This is a genomic window from Pseudomonas sp. S2_B10 (genome assembly GCF_054668425.1).
In genome coordinates this window covers 3,790,884-3,810,145 of record NZ_CP162768.1, presented here as the reverse complement: position 1 = coordinate 3,810,145, position 19,262 = coordinate 3,790,884, and the positions used below count along the sequence as shown (strand labels likewise).

Below are 19,262 nucleotides of genomic sequence, written 5' to 3'. Positions count from 1 at the left end.
TCTGTACGTCATTGTTGTTTTTATCGGTCGCGCATCTGGAGTGAACGCCGTGTCTGGACGAAACAGTACCGCGCCCGTGCAAGCACTCTGAGCTTGGAGTTCGACGATTTCTATCGAAAAATCGACGTGACGCAACCAGCTCGCATGAAGCGCAGCACTTTGCAGTGATGGCAAATAGCTGTAAGCACGGTCGTCAAATGAACAGGCTCGCCGGAGCTCTTCGCTTGGCGGGCCGAGTCATTAGCTAGCTATGGGATTTCGCGGAGTGCGTGGTCCGGAGGATTTATGGAGGATGTTCCGAGTAAAGGAATCAGGAGTGAGCATCATCAAATTTCCGCCGCTCTTCTCCGGGCGTACAGCCCCAGACACGACGGTAAGCAGCACCCAGGTGGGATGCCGAAACGAACCCGCAGCTGTAGGCAATCGACGCAATGGGCTGGGTACTTTCACGCAGCAACCGCCGGGCTTCGTTCAATCGCAGCTCCAGATAGAACTTCTTCGGCGTCATGCCAAAGTGCTGATGCCACAGACGTTCGAGTTGCCGATGGGAGAGATTGCAGCGGTCGGCAATTTCTTCGATGCCAACGATGTTCTCCAGATTGTTTTCCATGAACGCGATGGCGGCGGTCAGCCGGCGATCGTGGATGCCGAACCGCCACTGGATCGACATTCGCTGATGCTCTTCCGGTGCACGTATCCGCGCGTGCAGAAATTGCTCGGCGATACTCGCCGCGAGCTGGTTACCGAAATCGAGCGCGATCTGCGCCAGCATCAGGTCGATGGCCGCCGTACCCCCAGCGCAAGTCCAGCGGTTGTCGTGGTTGACGTAGAGCTCTCGGGTGACTTCGATCGTCGGGAACTCTTCGGAAAACTGGCCGAAGGATTCCCAGTGCAACGTACAGCGCTTGCCTTCCAATAATCCGGCGCGGGCGAGGATAAAGGTGCCGGTGCTGAGTGCGCCTACAGTGATTCCGCGAGAAGCGGCACGCTGGAGGAAACGCAGGATTTTCGGTGGTTTCTGATGCTCGATGTCCAGGCTCGCCAGAACGAACACGCGATCCAGTTCCGGCGCTTGATCAACCGGCACGGTGTGGATTTCGATGCCGCTGCTGGAGCTGACCGGGCCGCCTGATTCAGTCAGCAGAGTCCACTCATAAAGCGTTTTGCCGGATAGCCGATTCGCCGCACGCAACGGCTCGCTGGCACCCGCCAGCGCCATCATGGAAAACTGCGGAAGAATGAGCAGCCCGATTCGCTTGGTCGTACAGTTATTCACAGACGTCGCTGAATCGATGGGGGCTGTCATCGCCAGATCCTTTCATGGGGGCCAGCCGTTAGAGCCAACGGCTTTCGACCCGCATGTTAGGGGCTGGGCACGCATTCAGCCAGACAGGAACAAGCGTCGCGAGGCTGGGGAATCGCTGCGAGACCTCGATACCCGAGGTCTCGCAGGACGATGGCGAGCGGATCAGGCCCGCGCGCGGATGGCTTGGTCGATGCTCTGGATCATCGATTTGAACACCGGGTGGTCGGCCTGATTCTGCTGACCATGTTGCATCTTCGAAATGATCAATGCATGCGGGCCGGCATCGCCCGGATAGTTTTGATGCAGACGCACGGACTCCGATGGCATGTGCAAAGTATTGTCAGCGCCATGGATGATCAGCGCCGGCGGGAAGCCTGTTGCGCCGTCGATGGATTGCTCCGGGTCATATTGCATATAGGACGTGTAGGACTTAGCCGTCACGTGGGTGCAGCCCGGCCAACGGTCCGCGCCGCCCGCTTCGGTGTAGCCGCCCAGTTGCTGGTCGACATAGGCTTGGGTTTCAGGATCCAGCGGGTAGTAACCGAGTCGGGTCTCATCGGTGCCGGTGTCGAACGGCGGGATCGGCGCGTCATCGGCCAGTTTGGCAATGCCCGCATCGGCCGCCGCCGGATCTGCGCGCAAGGCCTGCAGTTTGCGGATGTTGGTGTAGCTCATCGGCACCCAGAAGCGGATCTGTTCGGCGCCGGCCGCGGCGAGTTCAGCCACCGCACCAAGGCTTGCCACCGAGCCCATCGCCCACGATGCGACTACCGGCATCTCACCGAAATTTTCCCGCGCCCACGCAACGGCCCCCAACACTTCATCTTTCTGGTCTTCGAGAATGACGTTGGTGATGACTTTATCGCCGGACTCGATGGTGTTACGGATGTGCTTGTTGGAAAAGAAGCCTGCCACGTCGTACGTCATGACCCGATAACCAAGGGCCGCCAGGGCGCGACCGAACAGTTGGCCATACATCGTGACTCCGCCGGTGAAGCCGGAGTTGAAAATTACCGGTGGCAGTTTTTGCGATTGCGCGTCGTGTTGTTCCGGTTGAAAGACCGTGCCTTTGAGGCTGAGTGTTTCATCGCCGTAGTTGACGCTGAAGTTGATTTCTCTTGTTGTAATGTTCGTCATTTCTGAGTGATCTCGAAGTGAGAGGTGTGGGCGTAGATCAACTTGCCAACTGGCCAGACGCTCCTCGCAGAAGTTGGCCAACAGGAATTTCGCTTGCTTGGGAAACATGCCGTGCAACGGCATCTACAAAGTTGAACGCCTTGTTCGGATCGAACAGCTCGGAATACTTGACTCCCTCGTTGTCCGTTCCGACATGAGGCGCATCGGTTGCTTCCAGCAGGATCTTGTCTGCGCCGACGGCGCGGACGATTTGCGTCACGAAACGAGCGGTTTCTTCGGGACGGCTGCTGGTCCGATAGCCAGGCCCCTTGAACCACACGTTGCCGCGTACGCTGGCTTCGGCAAGCAGCGCGATCCAGGCAGGCTCGGTGATGCCGCGCTCGGGGTGGCAAGTGCCAAGGTGATCGATGATGACCCGCACATCGCGAGGGATCTGGCGCAACACGCACAAATTCGTCTCGGCTTCCTTCGCGTAAATGTGCAGATGCTGGTGCGCTTGCAGGCGTTGATAAAACGCCAGCCATTGCTCATTACTGAACTGGGTAGGAGAAACGCTCTCCGGCGGTGCATCGTGCAACACGATGCGGGCGCCAATCACTTGTGGATGCGAGAGCCGTTCTTTTGTGGCGTAAGCCGGGTCTGCCTTGATCGTTCCCACCAACCTAACGCCGCCGAAGCGCTGAAGGTCGGCTGCCTGGAGATTCTTGAGTTCGTCAAACGAGGCAAATACGTTATCCGAGTCCGGCAGAATACTGAGATGGACGTTATTGATCAGCGTCGGAGTAATACCGGCATCCATCAAGTTGTCCAGATAAGCCGTCAGCGAGTGCGACGCAGGTAATGCATAGGGCAGCGCAGCGGACACTCGGCACAGGTCTCGCGAAGTAAAAAAATGAACGTGACTGTCTGTTCTTTCAATCGACGGCAGCATGATTATTGTTTCCTGCTTTTGTGCGAAAACAGTAATCGTCATCAGCCCCTCGTCGCTCCCGCCAACTCGACGTCTAGTATCAAATTTTCGCCATGCGCCAATGTGTGAGCAAAGATGTTCTGAAACTCATCGCTTGATTTTGCAGGCATTGAAGCCTTTAGCGGTTTATGGATAGCGGCCCGTCAGAAAGCATGGCGAGAAATTGATGCGCCTGTTTCGACATGAATTTTTCTTCACCGCCCCCCACCCCGCGAACCGATAAAATCCCCCCGCTCATTCAAGAAACTACGGTTCGCCCGCGCTCCTAGCGGGCTTTTTTTTGTCTGCCATTCAGCACACCTTGCCGCTCCCCCCCATATGCGCGACTCTCCCTGCAGATCCCTCGCCAAGGAGCGCTCGATGCCGCTGTTATCCCTGCCCTGCCCGCGCCTGACGCTGGCGATCCTCTCTCCCGATCAAGCCGAGCTCGAAAGCGCGTTCTACCAGCGCAACCTCCGCCACCTGGCGCCGTGGTCGCCCATCCGCACCACCGACTACTTCTCCACCGCCAACATCCGCCGTCGCCTCGAGATCCAGGCCAGTGCTTTCGAAGCCGGGTTAGCCATGCATTTCGCGCTGCTGTCGTCGGACGGTCAGCAGATGATCGGTGCGTGCAATTTCAGCGGGATTATTCGTGGGGCGTTTCAGGCGTGTTATCTGGGTTATCACATCGATGAGGCGCATCAGGGGCAGGGTTTGATGCAGGAGGGGCTGGAGGCGGGGATTGGTTATATGTTCGATGTGCAGAATCTGCATCGGATCATGGCCAATTACATTCCGGGCAATGAGCGCAGTGCGCGTTTGCTTGACCGCTTGGGTTTTGAGCGCGAGGGGTATGCGAAGGCGTATCTGAATATCGCCGGGCGTTGGCAGGATCATGTGCTGACGGCGCTGGTCAATCCGGGGTTCGAGGCGCCGGATCAGCGCTGGTCGCGGCGCCTGGGTTGAGTTGCGCGAAATCTGTCCGACAAAAATCCTTTCAGCTCTCGGGTTTGCGGCCGATACAGACCTGCTAACACCCCTGCTGGCTCAAAAGAACAACAATCTTCCAGCTTAACTGACGACCAAGAAACCCAACGTTTCTGGAGGATTTGCATGAATAGCTGGTTCGGTAACATCAGCGTGAACATGAAACTCGGCCTGGGCTTCGGCCTGGTGCTGGCCCTGACCTGCGTTCTGGCGCTGACCGGCTGGACCAGCCTCGGCGGCCTGATCGACCGCAGCAACTGGATGAGCGACATCACCCAGCTCAACGCTGGCCTGACCAAACTGCGCGTGGTGCGCCTGCAATACATGCTGACCAATGGCGACGAAACCGCCGCGCAGAATGTGCAGACCACCCTGGAAAGCTTCGCTGCTCAGCAGCAGGCGTTGATCAGCAAATTCAAGAGTCCGGAGAACGTCAAACTGCTCAAGCAGCAGGCGGCGACCATCGCTGAATACCAGACCTCGCTGAACAAAATGCGCAACGCCTATCGCACCGGCAACAGCGCCCGCGACACCATGAGCGTCAATGCCCAGAACGCCTACAACCTGATCGAATCGATCAGCCAGCGCGTGCAGCAGATGGAGTTGAGCGATCAGCGTTTCGAGCAGTTCCAGGCGGTTACTGCAGCGAAGGAAGCCTTCATCCTCGCGCGCTATGAAGTGCGTGGTTACACCGCGACCAGCAATGCCGAAACCGAGCAGAAAGCCGTCGGCCAGATCGACGCGGCCATCGCCAGTCTCAAGCCACTGAATGCGCAATTTGCCGCGACTCAGCAGGATGCCCTGCGCCAATTGGAAACCGCGCTGACCAGCTATCGCAGTGCGTTGATGGCGTACAAGAACGCCAACACCGAGGCGGTGCAGGCGCGTAAGGAAATGACCGATCAGGGCACCACCATCGTCGCCCTGAGCGAACAGCTGTACCAGATCCAGCTTGATCGCCGTGACGCCGAAAGTGCCCAGGCGCGCACCTTCCAGTTGATCAGTACGTTGCTGGCGCTGCTGGTTGGCGTGATTGCGGCGGTAATCATCACCCGTCAGATCACCCGTCCGTTGCAGGAAACCCTCGCCGTGGTCGAGCGCATCGCCAGCGGCGACCTGACCCAGAATGTCACCGTTACCCGCCGCGACGAACTCGGCGTGTTGCAGCAAGGCATCGCGCGCATGGGCGTGACCCTGCGTGACTTGATCAGCGGCATCCGCGACGGCGTCACGCAGATTGCCAGCGCCGCTGAAGAGTTGTCGGCTGTAACCGAACAGACCAGCGCCGGTGTGAACAGCCAAAAAGTCGAGACCGATCAGGTCGCCACGGCCATGCACGAAATGACTGCCACTGTGCAGGAAGTTGCGCGTAATGCCGAGGAAGCGTCGCAAGCTGCCGCTGCTGCGGACGGCGAGGCCCGTGAAGGCGACAAGGTGGTGAATGAGGCCATCGCGCAGATCGAGCGTCTGGCCAGCGAAGTGGTGCGTTCGACCGAAGCGATGAGCGTGCTGCAACAGGAAAGCGACAAGATTGGTAGCGTCATGGACGTGATCAAGGCTGTCGCCGAACAGACCAACCTGCTCGCGCTCAACGCCGCGATCGAGGCAGCGCGTGCCGGTGAAGCCGGGCGTGGGTTTGCCGTGGTTGCCGATGAGGTGCGCGGTCTGGCTCAGCGTACGCAGAAGTCGACTGAGGAAATCGAAGGTCTGGTCGCCGGTCTGCAGAACGGCACCCAGCAGGTTTCGGCAGTGATGAACAACAGCCGCGCGCTGACCGACAGCAGCGTCGCCCTGACGCGCAAGGCCGGCGCCTCGCTGGAAAACATCACCCGTACAGTGTCGAACATCCAGTCGATGAACCAGCAGATCGCCGCCGCTGCCGAACAGCAAAGCGCCGTGGCCGAAGAGATCAGCCGCAGCATCATCAACGTGCGCGACGTGTCCGAGCAGACCGCAGCGGCGAGTGATGAGACGGCAGCGTCGAGTGTTGAACTGGCGCGGTTGGGTGGTCAGTTGCAGCAGATGGTCAGCCACTTCCGCGTTTGATTTTGGTTTTGCGCTGAAGCTGAAATCGAATCGCGGGCAAGCCCGCTCCCACAGGTTTTCGTGGTCGAGCACTGTTGATGTGTTCATCTCGATAACTGTGGGAGCGGGCTTGAACGCGAAATCGGTGGATCAGCCAAATTAACAGTGCCTGACACTCCGTCTTCGCGAGCAGGCTCGCTCCCACATTTGGATTTATGTGGGTCACAGGATTTGAGCACACCGCAGATCCCTTGTGGGAGCGGGCTTGCCCGCGAAGGCGGTGGGTCAATCAAATCAAAGTTGCCTGACACTGCGCCTTCGCGAGCAGGCTCGCTCCCACATTGGATTTGTGGGGCTCGCTGGATTTTGATCACACCGCAAAACCTTGTGGGAGCGAGCCTGCTCGCGAAAGCTGTTTAAATGACAGAGCAGATTTTCAGACCTGCCACGGATTGATCACTTTAACCCCGGAAAACTCGAAGTACCGGACGTTACGTGTAGCAATCGCGGCTCCACGATTTCGGCAGATCGCTGCGATTTGCGCATCGGCCATTGCAATCCCCCGCCCTTTCGCCTCTGCATCGGCTACCAGCGTCGCGTACTCGACGGCTGCGTGGGCATCGAATGGCAAAATCCGCCCGGCAAAATCCTCTTCAAACATTGCCAAAGCGTGGGCCTGGAGTTTTTGTTTGCGCTTGCCGGAAGGTAATCGAGCGATGCCGTGCAGTATCTCCGCCACGGTGATTGCGCTGATGACCAGGTCCATGGCCGGTTGCGCATCCACCCAAGCCAACACTTGAGCCTCGGGTTCGATACGCATGAATTCGGATAGAACGTTGGTATCGAGCACTATCATTCAGAAAAATCCACCCCGAGCGGTTTTTCTGCACGCGCAGGCAGATCGAGCTCGGCTCCGTCCTCGGCGCTGAAACGCTGGTGGATCCGACTGCCCAGCCCTCCGGCACGATCAACCGTGGTGAGCGCTCGGCCCAGAATCAGCCGAGCCTCTTCTTCCATGGAATGTCCGTTGTGTGCAGCGGTAATGCGCAACTGCTCCTTGAGCTTCTCGTCAAGGTTTCGAATGGTGATGCTGGCCACGTCGCCCTCCTGCAATCAATGAAATCATCGATTGCAGGCTAGCATATTCAGGTTCGATTGGAGTCAGGCCCGCCGAGCGGCATCGTCGGTAACGGCACACCGCAATACCCCTGTGGGAGCGAACCTGCTCGCGAAAGCGGTGGATCATTCAGATCATCATTGACTGACACTCCGCCTTCGCGAGCAGGCTCGCTCCCACTGGGGTGTATGGTGTGGGGACTATTCGGGATACCCGGTGATTTTGCGGATGCTTTGATACAGCGGTTTGAGCTGCCGGTACATGCGCAGGTAAACGTCTGTGTACAGTTGCTGGTAAATCTCCTGCGCCTCGGGTTGTGGGTTAAAGACCGCTCCAACCCGAGTCATCGCCGCAATGGCCGATGGGAAATCCTTGTGCAATCCCAACCCCACCGCGCAGCATATCGCCGCCCCCAACCCGGACGCTTCATACACATGCGGGCGTTCTGCCGGCAGGCCGAAGATGTTGGCGGTCAGTTGCATGGCGGCGTCGCTTTGTGAGCCGCCGCCGGCGACGCGCAGCCGTTTGATCGAGACTTTTGAGCGTCGCTCGATGTTCTCCATGCCCTGGCGCAGCGCGTAGGCCAGGCCTTCGAGAATGGCCCGGTAGATGTGCGCGCGGGTGTGTACGTCGCCGAAGCCGATCATCGCGCCTTTGGCCTCAACGCCCGGTTCGCGGATGCCCGGTGACCAGTAGGGTTGCAGCATCAGGCCCATCGAGCCCGGCGGCACTTCGTCGACCAGTGCGTCGAACAGTTGCTCCGGTTCGATGCCCTGCGCTTTCGCCTGTTGCATCTCGCGCAGGCCGAACTGATTCTTGAACCAGCTGACCATCCAGTAGCCGCGATAGATCATCACTTCGCAGTTGTACTGATCGGGCACGGCCGAGGGGTACGGCGGGATCAGCGGGACGATTTCCAGGTAGCGTGAGCGGGTGCTGGTGATGGTCGCGGTGGTGCCGTAGGACAGGCACACAGTGCGCGCATCGACCACGCCAGAGCCGATCACTTCGCAGGCCTTGTCCGCGCCCGCCGCGATCAGCGGTAGCCCTTCGGGAATGCCCGTGTGGCGGGCGGCTTCGGCGCTGATGTAGCCGAGGGTTTCGCCGGGTTTGTGCAGGCTCGGCAACTGCTCCGGGCGCACCGCCAGTGCCTGCCATTTCCAGTCGCGCGGCGCCGCCCATCCCAGCCGTTTGAAGTCGAAGGGCAGATAGCCGACGCAACAGCCGACCGAATCGACGAAGCGCCCGCACAAGCGATGGGTGAGAAAACCCGAGAGCAGCAAAAACTTGTCAGTCGCCGCCCACACATCGGGCTGATGCCGGGCGATCCAGTTGGCCTCGGCCTGGGCGCGAAAATAATCCACCGTCGCTTGGGCGCCGACCAGTTTGAACAGCCAGCCCCACGGCCCTTTGATGCTGCCCTCGACCTCAGCCTGACGTTGATCGAGCCAGACAATTGCCGGGCGCAGCGGTTTGCCCTTGGCGTCCACGTTGATCACTGTGCCGCGCTGGGTAGTCAGGGACACGCCGGCAATCTGCGCACGGTCGATGCCGGTCTGCTGCCAGAGTTGCTGGCAGGCCTCGCCGAGTTTCGCCCAGTAATATTCCGGATCCTGCTCGGCCCAACCGGGTTGCGTCGAGTAGTACGCCTGCAAGTCGACTTTGCCTTTGCCGAGCAGATTGCCCTGCAGATCGAAGAGCAGCGCGCGCACGCTCTGGGTGCCGTTGTCGATCGCCAGTAGGTATTTCATGGCGTGATCTCCGGCAAGCCGTGATCGCGCAGCCACAGCAAACGGTAGCGCTGGATTTCCGCCTGCCAGCGCTCATCGTCCCAGGCCAATCGTGGCTGGCACAGCGTGCGGATCGCCGGGAAAAAATCCTCGCCACCGCGCGGCAGCAACAGGCCCAAACGGGTGCGACGCAGCAGCAAATCATCCAGGTGCAGAATCATTTCCGCCTCGCAGGCGAACGCCAGCTCTGCCCACAAAGTATCGGTGACGCCAACCGTTTCCAGACCGAGTTCGCCGAGCAATTGCGCCAGCCTCGGCAGGTCTCGACCGTGACGTCCGGCCAGGCGTCGCCATTGATTGCCGCTCAGTCCCGCAATCGTCAGCGGCGGCACAGCGGCGAACACCGGCGCGCCGTCATCGATAAAGGAACGCCCAAGCATCGCCGCACAAGCCTTGAGCACTTCGATCGCTTGCGGGCGAAATGTGGTCAGTTTTCCACCGGCCAACGTCACGCAACCGGGCTCCTGCCACAGCACATGTTCGCGGGTTTCGTTCGATGGTTTGTCTTGATGCGCACCCGCCGCGCTTCCGACCACTGGACGCACGCCTGACCAGGTCGACAGCACATCGTCGACGCCTATTTCGGCGCCGGGAAATTGCTGCTGGCACGCGGCGAGCAGGTAGTCGAGTTCTTCGCTGGAAATGCGCGCGCTCTGGTCGAGATCGTCGCGGTGATCGAGGTCCGTGGTGCCGACCACCGTCGCGCCTTCCCAGGGAAAGACAAACACCGGGCGCCGATCGCGCTGATGCAGAAAAGTGAACGCCTGCGCCACTGGCAGACGCCAGCCCGGCAGCAACAGATGACTGCCGCGCAACGGGCGCAATTGCTTCGCTGACTCAACGGGACGCAGGCGCTCAGCCCACGCGCCTGTGGCCACGGCCAACACAGCGGAGCGCAATTGCAGCGTCGCGCCGACCTCGCCATCTTCGATCTGAACCCCGCACACGCGCCCGCCTTCACGCAGCAGTTGCGTGACCCGCACACCATTGAGCACCACCGCGCCATCGGCCCGAGCCTCGCGCAGTACGCGCATCACCAGCCGCGCATCATCGGTCAGGGCATCGACAAAACAGCTGCCGCCGAGCAGGCCGTTTTCCTTCACCCCCGGGGCGAGAAAACGCAGTTGCTGGGCGTCATGAAAAGCATGGTTGCGCCGCCCCGCCAGCGCGTCGTACACCGAGAGCAAGCCGCCCATGACGCGCGGCCCGGGAAAGCCGCCGCGATAGTGCGGCATCATGAAACTCATCGGCCGGACCAGCCCCGGCGCTTCATCAAGCAAACGCTGACGCTCGCGCACCGAATCGCGGGTCAGGCGCCACTGGCCCTTGGCGATGTAACGCAAACCGCCGTGGACCATTTTCGACGATCGGCTGGAGGTGCCCCAGGCAAAATCGCGCTGCTCCAGCAGCAGACAACGCCAGCCCCGGCGCGCCGCTTCGCGGACGATCCCGGCGCCGCTGATGCCGCCGCCGATGACGATCAGGTCCCAGGTTTCATCCGCCAGCGTCGGCAGCATCTGCTCGCGCCACTGCGCGTTCCATTCCGCCGTCATGGCCGCGACTCTGGCAACAGCGTGCCCGGGTTGAGGCGCCCCTCCGGGTCGAAATGTTCGCTCAGCGCCTGCAACGTCTGCATCGCCAGCGGGCCTTTTTCGCGCAGCAGATACGGCGCGTGATCCTTGCCGACGCCGTGCTGATGACTGATGGTGCCGTGGTTGTCGACGATGGTCTGGCTGGCCGCGTGTTTGAGCACCCGCCAGCGCGCCAGCGTCGCCGCATAGTCCGCTGCCGGGCGAAACACGTAAGTGGTGTAAATGCTCGAGCCTTCGCCGTAAACGTGCGAGAGATGAGTGAAGACATGCACCCGTTCGCCCTCGGCGGCCAGGGCGTCGCGCAGGCTGTTTTCGATGAGGCTGAGCAAGTGGTCGACGTTGCTCCAGTCGGTGGCCGTTTCGAGGGTGTCGACCACGTAACCGGCGTTCCACAGGTTCTCGCGCAGGTAGGGAAAGCGGAAGCGGTTCTGCGCCCACTTCTTGCCCAGCAGGGTGCCGGTGAACACGCCGCCGAAGGCTTTCAGATGCTGGCGCGCGTGTTTCAGTGACAGTGCGTTTTGCTGGCGATTGCCGGTGACGCCGAAGGTCAGCAGGCATTTGCCGTCGCCGGCGCCGCGCAGCTTGAGGTACTTCTCCAGCCAGGCGATCTGTTGCGGATGGCCGGCCAGCGCCAGTTGCGTTTCGGTTTCCACCGCGTTGGACAGGCGCAGCATCGACAGCGGTACGCGCGCCTGCGCCAGTTGCCGGATCGCTTGCAGCGCCTGCGGCCAGTCGGGCAGGAACACACCGTAAAAACGTTCGTCCGCCGGCAACGCGCTGACTCGCACTTTGACTTCGGAAATGATCCCGAAACGGCCCTCGCAACCGAGCACCATTTCACGCAGATCGGGACCTGCCGCCGACGCCGGGAACGTCGGAATCTGCAAAGGCCCGGCGAAGGTTTCCAGGGTGCCGCCAGCGAACAACTGCTCGATCCGCCCGTAGCGCAACGACTGCTGACCACTGGAACGACTGGCCACCCAACCACCCAGCGTCGACAGCTCCCATGACTGCGGGAAATGCCCCAGCGTGTAGCCGCGCGCGCGCAATTGGCTTTCGACTTGCGGCCCGCTGGCGCCGGGGCCGAATGTCGCCAGCAGGCTCTGTTCGTCGAGGTCGGTCAGGCGATTCATTCGCGCCAGCGACACCGTCAGCACCGGCCGCGCGGAGTTCGGCGGATTGATGTGCCCGGCCACCGATGTGCCGCCGCCATAGGGAATCAGGCACAGGTCCTGATCATGGGCGAGGGCCAGCAATTGGCGGATCTGCTCAGCGGTTTCGGGAAACGCCACGGCATCGGGATAAGTACCCAGCGCACCTTCGCGCAACGCCAGCCAGTCCGGCAGGCTCTGGCCGCGCGCGTGCAACAGGCGATCGTGAGTATCGACGCTGTACAAGCGATGCGGCACCAGACGCGAGGTCGGCACTTGCGCCAACGCCGCTGCCAGGGTCGCATCGGGCAATGCCCGGCCGGCGCCCAAGCGTTCGTCGAGAAATGTCGCGCCCTGGGCCGGCAGTTCGACCACCGTGCCTGCCTCTCCCCAGCCGTTCCAGCGTCGCATGCGTGTGTCCTTTTTCTGCCGTTGGATCAAGCTTGCATACTAGTCAGCGCTGGAGATCTGTCACGGTCGCATCCGGCCAGATCATGTAGCCAATGGCGCCAAACGTCCGGGCATTTACTTTCGCCGGGCAATCCACTTACCTTGCGGCATTCATTCGCTCACGCGCCGTCGATCAAAGGACCGCGACCATGCCATCGCTCGGCTTCACTTCCGTTCCGCCGCTGCTCAAATACCTGCGTCACGCCGAACAGTTGGGCATGGCCATCGAGCCTGCGTTGGCGGCGGCCGGGTTGCAGGCGCAGCAGTTGAGCGACAACACCTTGCGCCTGCCGGGTGAGGTTCACGAGCGCTTGCTGGATTATTTCTGCGAGCACTCGGGCGATGGGTTGTTCGGGCTGCATGCGGCGAATTTCGTCCTGCCCAATTCGTGGAGCGTGCTTGGTTACATCACCATGAATTGCGCGACGTTGGGCGATGCCATGAGCCGGATCATGCCGTTCGAAAAACTCGTCGGCGACATGGGCGTCAGCCGCGCCGAGGTGCAGGGCGAGCACGTGCATCTGATCTGGACGTGCCGCTACCAGCGGCCACGGATTCGTCGGCATCTGGTAGAAAACGTGCTCGGTTCGTGGCTGCACTACGCGCGCTGGATCGCCGACACGCAGCTGTCACCGGCCTGCGTATGGCTGGAGCATGCGCGGCCGGATGAGGTGACGCAGGCCGAGTACGAGGCGTTTTTCGGCTGCCCGGTGCGGTTCGATCAGGGGTATTCGGCGCTGGTGGTGCCGCTGGCGTATTTGCAGTTGCCGCTGCGCCAGGCCGATGCGCAATTGCTGCGAACCCTGGAAGAACACGCGATGGGTTTGCTGGCGACGCTGGAAGATGCGTCGCTGGCGCAGCAGGTGAAAAACATCCTGCGCGGTTTGCTCAAGGAGGGCTTGCCGCGCAAGGAGCAAGTGGCGGAGCAGCTCAGCGTCTCGGTGCGCACGTTGCAGCGGCAATTGCAGCAGGCCGGGACGTCGTATCAGCAGATTCTCGATGAGCTGCGTCAGGAACTGGCCGAGCATTATTTGCTCAACAGCACGTTGCCCATTCAGGACATTGCGCAGTATCTGGGCTTCACCGAACCGCGCTCGTTTCATCGCACGTTCAAGAGCTGGCGCGGGATGCCGCCGGGGGAGTTTCGGCTGCGGAATCGGCGGTGATGCTGATGGCCTCTTCGCGAGCAGGCTCGCTCCCACAGTAGTTCTCGGTTGCCTGCATTTCCGAGTTCACCGCAGCCCCCTTGTGGGAGCGAGCCTGCTCGCGAAGGCGTCATTTGCCACACCGATTAAACGCGTCTTGGCACAACTGTTTAAAGCCGCCAGACATTCAGCGAAACCACCCACAATTCCTTGCGCCGCTGCCTACGCCTGCGCCAGAATCCGCCGGCTTGTGCGCCCCAGACCTCATCGCTACTGTGATTGCGTCACTGCCTATCAGTGATCGGGTTTAGTAGCCCGGAGTATTTGGGGTGCATCGTTCATCAGACAGTCAGGCCTCGCCTGAGCTTTATGGTGGCTGTGCGCAGGGCGCTCTCGGGCGCGCCGGTTTCCCAGATCCCCGGTCTACTAACCTGCGCACAGCTGCCTCCACTTTCTTTAGTAGGAAAGCGGTGGCCAGCCAAAATGAGGATCTGGATATGTTCAAAGTAACCCCAAACCCGCCAACCACCGACCCGGCATCCCCCTACGAATCCGCCGACTCGAAGAAATTCCACGAAGCCGCCGACCGCGCCCTCGACCATTACCTCGGCCCATCCAGCGCCGAATTCATGGCCCCGCCCTACAAATCCAACACGCTGTACATGGCCAATCCCGAGGCCGACAACGAATCGCTGTTGGCCGACGCCTGCGAAACGTTGGGGTCGGCGACGGTGATGCTCAACGATCAGGCGGGGCTGGTGAACGGCTCGCAGCGCAAGACGTTGCAGGGCATTGCGCAGATTGTGATGGTGGCGGAGATGGCGGTGAATCGGGTGCTGGATCGGTTGGTGCCGACTGATTGAGGGTTTTTGGGGGATTTGGTGTGGGCTGATTTTGGTGGGGTGTCAGGGATTGCCCTCACCCCAGCCCTCTCCCAGAGGGAGAGGGGGCCGACCGTGCGATGCTCACGAAATACGCCGACCTGAAATGATCGCTGTGAATCCATATTCGACACGGTCGTTCAGGTAGACGTTTGAAGCACGGTCAACTCGGTCGGTCCCCTCTCCCTCCGGGAGAGGGCTAGGGTGAGGGGCTTTTGATCTTGGGCGCCAAGCTCAAAGACTGATCGCATTGGTAAACACCAACCGATTGCCAAACGGATCGGCAATGGTCATGTCCTGACTCCCCCAAGGCATCGCCTGAATCTGCGGATGCGAGAACTTGTAATCCTTGGCCATCAGTTGCTGCTGAAACGCCTCCAGCTCATCGGTCTCGATACGCAGCGCCGAACCCGGGCAGGCATCGCCGTGATGCTCGGACAGATGCAGCACACACTCGCCCCGCGACACCTGCAGATACAGCGGAAAATTCGCTTCGAAGCGATGCTGCCAGTCGATCTTGAAACCGAGAAAATCGACGTAAAACTCGACAGCCTTGGCCTCATCGAAGATCCGCAGGATCGGGGTGGTTTTGCCGAAGCTCATGGGGTGCTCCCTGACTGAATGGCCCCACAATGTAGACGGGGAGGATGTCAGCAAATCGGCTTGTGGATGGCTTTCTTTAATTGCACAGTGCCACCATGAGACATAGATCAAAAGATCGCAGCCTTCGGCAGCCCCTACATTGGAATGCGATCTCCTGTAGGAGCTGCCGAAGGCTGCGATCTTTTGGCGCCATCATCATCAATAAAATCCTTCGCGCAAATTACCTTCGCGAGCCAGAAACCGCCCTGCCCTGCTGCCATTCGCCTGCCCGTCGCGATAACTCAACACGCCGTTGACCCAAACCCCGTCAATCCCCTGCGCCGCCCGCTGCGGATCGTTGAAATCGGCCACGTCACGCACGGTTTGCGGATCAAACAACACCAGATCCGCCCAATGTCCTTCACGAATCTCGCCTCTTTCCTGCAAGCCAAAACGCGCCGCCGACAGGCCGGTCATTTTGTGCACGGCGGTGTGCAGCGGAAACAGGCCGACGTCGCGACTGAAGTGGCCCAGCACCCGTGGGAAAGCGCCCCACAGGCGCGGATGCGGGAACGGGTCTTCGGGCAGTCCGTCAGAACCGACCATCGAAAGCGGATGGGCGAGGATTCTTCTGACGTCGGCCTCGTCCATGCCGTAGTACACCGCGCCCGCCGGTTGTAGCCGTTTCGCGGTTTCTTCCAGCGACAGTTTCCATTCGCCAGCAATGTCGATCAGGTCGCGCCCGCTGACTTCCGGATGCGGTGTTGACCAGGTAATGGTGATGCGGTGCGCGTCGGTGACTTGCTTCAAATCCAGGGTCGAGGAACTCGCCGCATACGGGTAGCAATCGCAGCCGACCGGGTGGTTTTTCGCTGCCTCTTCCAGCGCTGCGAGCAATTGCGGACTGCGCCCCCAGTTACCGACGCCGGCGCATTTGAGATGGGAAATGATCACTGGCGATTGCGCGTGTCGGCCGATCTGAAATGCTTCGTCCATCGCCTCCAGCACCGGGGCGAATTCGCTGCGCAGATGGGTGGTGTACACCGCGCCGAACGCCGTCAGTTCTTCGGTCAGTTGCATTACTTCATCGGTGGACGCGTTGAAGGCGCTGGCGTAGGCCAGACCTGTGGATAAACCCAACGCGCCAGCCTCGAGACTGTCGCGCAACTGCTCGCGCATGGCGGCGATTTCGCCGGGCGTTGCGGTGCGGAACAAATCGTCGAGGTGATTGCTGCGCAGCGCCGTGTGGCCGACCAGTGCGGCGACGTTCAATGTGGGGTTGGCCGCTTCGACGGCGGCGCGGTAGTCGCTGAAACGCGGGTAGACGAACGCCGCTGCGCTGCCGAGCAGGTTCATCGGATCGGGTGGATTGCCCTTCAAGGTGACCGGCGAAGCACTGATGCCGCAATTGCCGACAATCACCGTGGTCACGCCTTGGCTAAGCTTGGGCAGCATCTCGGGTTGGCGAATGACCACGGTGTCGTCGTGGGTGTGCACGTCGATGAAACCCGGCGCCAGCACCCGGCCGGCGGCGTCGATTTCTTCGCTGGCGCGGGCGTCAGACAGGTCACCAATGCGCTCGATGCGGCCATTGAGAATTGCCACGTCTGCGCGGTAGCCCGGCGTGTTGTTGCCGTCGATAACCAGCGCGTTGCGGATCAGGGTGTCGTACTGCATGTCAGTCTCCCAGCGGCAGGTGATCGTCGCCGCCACGGTATTCGTCGAGGGCGAGTTTGATTCGCCGCAGACGTTCTTGATTGTCTTCAGGGCTGGCCAGCGCCAGTTCGGTGGCGAGCACGTCGATGGCCAACAGCATGCCGTAGCGCGCCGCCGTCGGTTTGTAGATGAACGAGGTTTCCGCGCCTTGCAGCGGCAGGACGACGTCGGCCAGTTCGGCCAACGGTGAATCGCCGCGAGTGATGGCGAGAATGCGCGCGCCGTAATTGCGCGCCAGCTCCACGGTTTCCAAAAGCTCCGGGGTGATGCCGGTCAGCGAGCAGGCAATCAGCACTTGCTCGGCGTTCAAACTGGCGGCGGTGACGCGCATCATCACCGCGTCGTGGCACACCGCGATCGGGTAACCGAGGCGCACCAGACGCACCTGCAATTCATCGCTGCACAGGGTCGAGCAACCGCCCATGCCGAACGCGTGAATCATCCGCGCCTGGCTGAGCAATTTCACTGCGTCGGCGAAGCGCGATTCATCGAAACCGGCCAGATGCTGGCGCAGCGTGGTTTCGATGTCGCCGACAATCTGCCCGTAGAACGCCGACTGCTCGGGCGTGCCCGCCGGGTCCAGAAAACGGCTGCCAACGCCGCTGGCCTGGGCCAGTTGCAGGCGCAGATCACGCAGGTCGCGGCAGCCGACCGTGCGGGCAAAGCGCGACAGCGTAGCGGTGCTGACCTCGGCGCGTTGTGCGAGGTCTTCGAGGCTGGCGCTGGCGGCAAAGCCGACATCGTCGAGCATCAACCGCGCAATGCGCCCCTCGCCGGCACTGAAGGAATCCTGGCGGGCGCGGATCTGGTAGAGGATATCCATGGGCGGCGGGCTCCGGTTACAGCAGGTAGGAAAGGCCGACGGTCAGCGCGAAAGCGACCAGCGAAATCAACGTCTCAAGCACGGTCCAGGTCTTGAACGTCTGCGCGACCGTCATGTTGAAGTATTCCTTGATCAACCAGAAGCCGCCGTCGTTGACGTGGGAAAAGATAACCGAGCCCGCGCCGGTCGCCAGCACCAAAAGCTCAGGGTGTGGATAACCCAGACCGATGGCCACCGGCGCGACAACGCCTGATGCGGTGGTCATCGCCACGGTGGCCGAGCCAGTGGCAACGCGCATCAGCGCAGCGAACAACCAGCCCATGATCAGCGGCGACAGATGAAATTCGTGAGCGAGGCCGACGATCTGATCGGTAACGCCGGCATCCACCAGAATCCGGTTCAAGCCGCCACCCGCGCCGACCAGCAAGGTGATGCTGGCGGTGGGCGCGAGGCATTCGTTGGTGAATTTGAGGATCGATTCGCGGTTGAAACCTTGGGCAATCCCTAGCGTCCAGAAGCTCAGCAAAGTCGCCAGCAACAGCGCGATCACCGAATTGCCGATGAACAGCAGGAACTGGTTGAACGCACTGCCGGGGGTGGAAATCAGATTGGCCCAGCCGCCGATCAACATCAGCACCACCGGCAGCAGAATGGTTGCCATGGTGATGCCGAAACCCGGCAATCTGTCGCGCGGCTCGCGCTCGAGAAATTGCTTTTCCAGCGGATTGTCCGCCGGCAATTGAATGCGCGGCACGATGAATTTCGCGTACAGCGGGCCGGCGATGATCGCGGTCGGAATGCCGATCGCGATGGCGAACAGCAAGGTCTGCCCGACCGACGCCTGATAGGCCTGCACCGCAAGCATCGCCGCCGGGTGCGGCGGCACCAGCGCATGCACCACCGAGAGGCCGGCGACCATCGGCAAACCGACCATCAGAATCGACACGCCAACCCGGCGCGCCACGGTGAAGGCGATTGGCACCAGCAAGACGAAACCGACTTCAAAGAACAGCGGCAAGCCGACCAGAAACGCGATGCAGACCATCGCCCAGTGCGCGTTCTTCTCACCGAATTTCTCGATCAGCGTGCGCGCCATCTGCTCGGCGCCGCCGGACTCGGCCATCATCTTGCCAAGCATCGTCCCCAACGCCACCACCAGCGCAATATGCCCCAACGTCTTGCCGACACCCGCCTCATACGCACCCACCACAGCCGACGGCGGCATCCCGGCCACCAGCGCCAGGCCCAGGGAAATCAGGGTGATGACAATGAACGGATTGAGCCGGTAACGGGCGATCAACACGATCAGCGCGATGATGGCCACAGCGGCGTAAACCAGCAGCCAATAGCCGAAGGAAGGCGTCATGCGGTACTCCTCGAAAGGGTCACGTTCGAATGGGTTGTGAAACTCATAAATCATTTCGAGATAGAGATTTCAAACCGCATGAAAGTAATTTTCGTGGAGAGACAAGAGGTGTCGTTGGTGGATATGTGTTGTCGTGTTTAATGAAAATCGGAGTGTGGGATTTTCATGGCTTCCTGGCCACCACAAGTCCCTGTGGGAGCTGGCTTGCCAGCGATGACGGCGCCACGTTCAACATGGGTGGC

The 19,262-nt window shown here is 60.9% G+C and carries 16 protein-coding genes and 1 pseudogene; 5 read left to right on the top strand and 12 right to left on the bottom strand.

Annotated elements, in window-relative coordinates; genetic code table 11:
- Positions 1-310: 310 nt before the first annotated feature.
- The 3 genes from AB4O45_RS16950 to AB4O45_RS16940 all read right to left on the bottom strand — a co-directional run bounded on the left by AB4O45_RS16950 (position 311) and on the right by AB4O45_RS16940 (position 3,416).
- Positions 311-1,222, bottom strand: a complete 912-nt coding sequence (locus AB4O45_RS16950) for a GlxA family transcriptional regulator (protein WP_460160340.1) — start codon at positions 1,220-1,222, stop codon at positions 311-313.
- 246 nt (positions 1,223-1,468) lie between these two features.
- On the bottom strand, positions 1,469-2,443 hold the full coding sequence (locus AB4O45_RS16945) for an alpha/beta hydrolase (protein ID WP_236169276.1): 975 nt from the start codon (positions 2,441-2,443) through the stop codon (positions 1,469-1,471).
- 37 nt (positions 2,444-2,480) lie between these two features.
- On the bottom strand, positions 2,481-3,416 hold the full coding sequence (locus AB4O45_RS16940) for an amidohydrolase family protein (protein ID WP_236169275.1): 936 nt from the start codon (positions 3,414-3,416) through the stop codon (positions 2,481-2,483).
- A 357-nt stretch (positions 3,417-3,773) separates the two neighbouring features.
- On the opposite strand from AB4O45_RS16940, the gene AB4O45_RS16935 reads away from it, so the two are divergent.
- From AB4O45_RS16935 to AB4O45_RS16925, 3 genes and pseudogenes are all read left to right on the top strand, one after another.
- A complete protein-coding gene (locus AB4O45_RS16935) occupies positions 3,774-4,361 on the top strand; it encodes a GNAT family N-acetyltransferase (protein ID WP_460160339.1) in 588 nt (195 codons plus the stop codon).
- 147 nt (positions 4,362-4,508) lie between these two features.
- Positions 4,509-5,522 (top strand): annotated as a pseudogene (locus AB4O45_RS16930) (methyl-accepting chemotaxis protein); the annotation flags it as partial.
- Positions 5,523-5,564: 42 nt separating this feature from the next.
- Positions 5,565-6,428: a methyl-accepting chemotaxis protein gene (locus AB4O45_RS16925; RefSeq protein WP_370593494.1), complete on the top strand. Its 864-nt coding sequence runs from the start codon at positions 5,565-5,567 to the stop codon at positions 6,426-6,428.
- A gap of 415 nt (positions 6,429-6,843) precedes the next feature.
- Here the strand turns inward: AB4O45_RS16925 and AB4O45_RS16920 are convergent, their stop codons facing one another.
- The 5 genes from AB4O45_RS16920 to AB4O45_RS16900 all read right to left on the bottom strand — a co-directional run bounded on the left by AB4O45_RS16920 (position 6,844) and on the right by AB4O45_RS16900 (position 12,468).
- The gene (locus tag AB4O45_RS16920) at positions 6,844-7,263 is read right to left on the bottom strand and encodes a type II toxin-antitoxin system VapC family toxin (protein ID WP_150635999.1); all 420 of its coding nucleotides are present in this window, start codon (positions 7,261-7,263) and stop codon (positions 6,844-6,846) included.
- A complete protein-coding gene (locus AB4O45_RS16915) occupies positions 7,260-7,505 on the bottom strand; it encodes a FitA-like ribbon-helix-helix domain-containing protein (protein WP_150635997.1) in 246 nt (81 codons plus the stop codon). Before AB4O45_RS16915 ends, AB4O45_RS16920 begins: the two co-directional genes overlap by 4 nt.
- A gap of 219 nt (positions 7,506-7,724) precedes the next feature.
- Positions 7,725-9,275: an FGGY-family carbohydrate kinase gene (locus tag AB4O45_RS16910; protein WP_460160338.1), complete on the bottom strand. Its 1,551-nt coding sequence runs from the start codon at positions 9,273-9,275 to the stop codon at positions 7,725-7,727.
- Complete coding sequence (locus AB4O45_RS16905) at positions 9,272-10,867, bottom strand: glycerol-3-phosphate dehydrogenase/oxidase (protein WP_460160337.1); 1,596 nt, start codon at positions 10,865-10,867, stop codon at positions 9,272-9,274. Before AB4O45_RS16905 ends, AB4O45_RS16910 begins: the two co-directional genes overlap by 4 nt.
- Positions 10,864-12,468, bottom strand: a complete 1,605-nt coding sequence (locus AB4O45_RS16900; RefSeq protein ID WP_460160336.1) for an FAD-binding oxidoreductase — start codon at positions 12,466-12,468, stop codon at positions 10,864-10,866. Before AB4O45_RS16900 ends, AB4O45_RS16905 begins: the two co-directional genes overlap by 4 nt.
- 188 nt (positions 12,469-12,656) lie before the next feature.
- On the opposite strand from AB4O45_RS16900, the gene gliR reads away from it, so the two are divergent.
- Both gliR and AB4O45_RS16890 read left to right on the top strand, forming a co-directional pair.
- Positions 12,657-13,673 (top strand): AraC family transcriptional regulator GliR, encoded by a 1,017-nt coding sequence (gliR, locus tag AB4O45_RS16895; protein WP_460160335.1) that lies wholly within the window; start codon positions 12,657-12,659, stop codon positions 13,671-13,673.
- A 476-nt stretch (positions 13,674-14,149) separates the two neighbouring features.
- Positions 14,150-14,515 (top strand): DUF6124 family protein, encoded by a 366-nt coding sequence (locus AB4O45_RS16890; protein ID WP_252883149.1) that lies wholly within the window; start codon positions 14,150-14,152, stop codon positions 14,513-14,515.
- A gap of 252 nt (positions 14,516-14,767) precedes the next feature.
- Here the strand turns inward: AB4O45_RS16890 and AB4O45_RS16885 are convergent, their stop codons facing one another.
- The 4 genes from AB4O45_RS16885 to AB4O45_RS16870 form a co-directional block, all read right to left on the bottom strand.
- Positions 14,768-15,136 (bottom strand): glyoxalase superfamily protein, encoded by a 369-nt coding sequence (locus AB4O45_RS16885; protein WP_016771789.1) that lies wholly within the window; start codon positions 15,134-15,136, stop codon positions 14,768-14,770.
- Positions 15,137-15,334: 198 nt separating this feature from the next.
- A complete protein-coding gene (locus tag AB4O45_RS16880; RefSeq protein WP_460160334.1) occupies positions 15,335-16,792 on the bottom strand; it encodes an N-acyl-D-amino-acid deacylase family protein in 1,458 nt (485 codons plus the stop codon).
- A 1-nt stretch (position 16,793) separates the two neighbouring features.
- Positions 16,794-17,654, bottom strand: a complete 861-nt coding sequence (locus tag AB4O45_RS16875; protein ID WP_024011492.1) for a MurR/RpiR family transcriptional regulator — start codon at positions 17,652-17,654, stop codon at positions 16,794-16,796.
- 16 nt (positions 17,655-17,670) lie between these two features.
- The gene (locus AB4O45_RS16870; RefSeq protein WP_460160333.1) at positions 17,671-19,020 is read right to left on the bottom strand and encodes a GntP family permease; all 1,350 of its coding nucleotides are present in this window, start codon (positions 19,018-19,020) and stop codon (positions 17,671-17,673) included.
- Between the last annotated feature and the right edge of the window lie 242 nt (positions 19,021-19,262).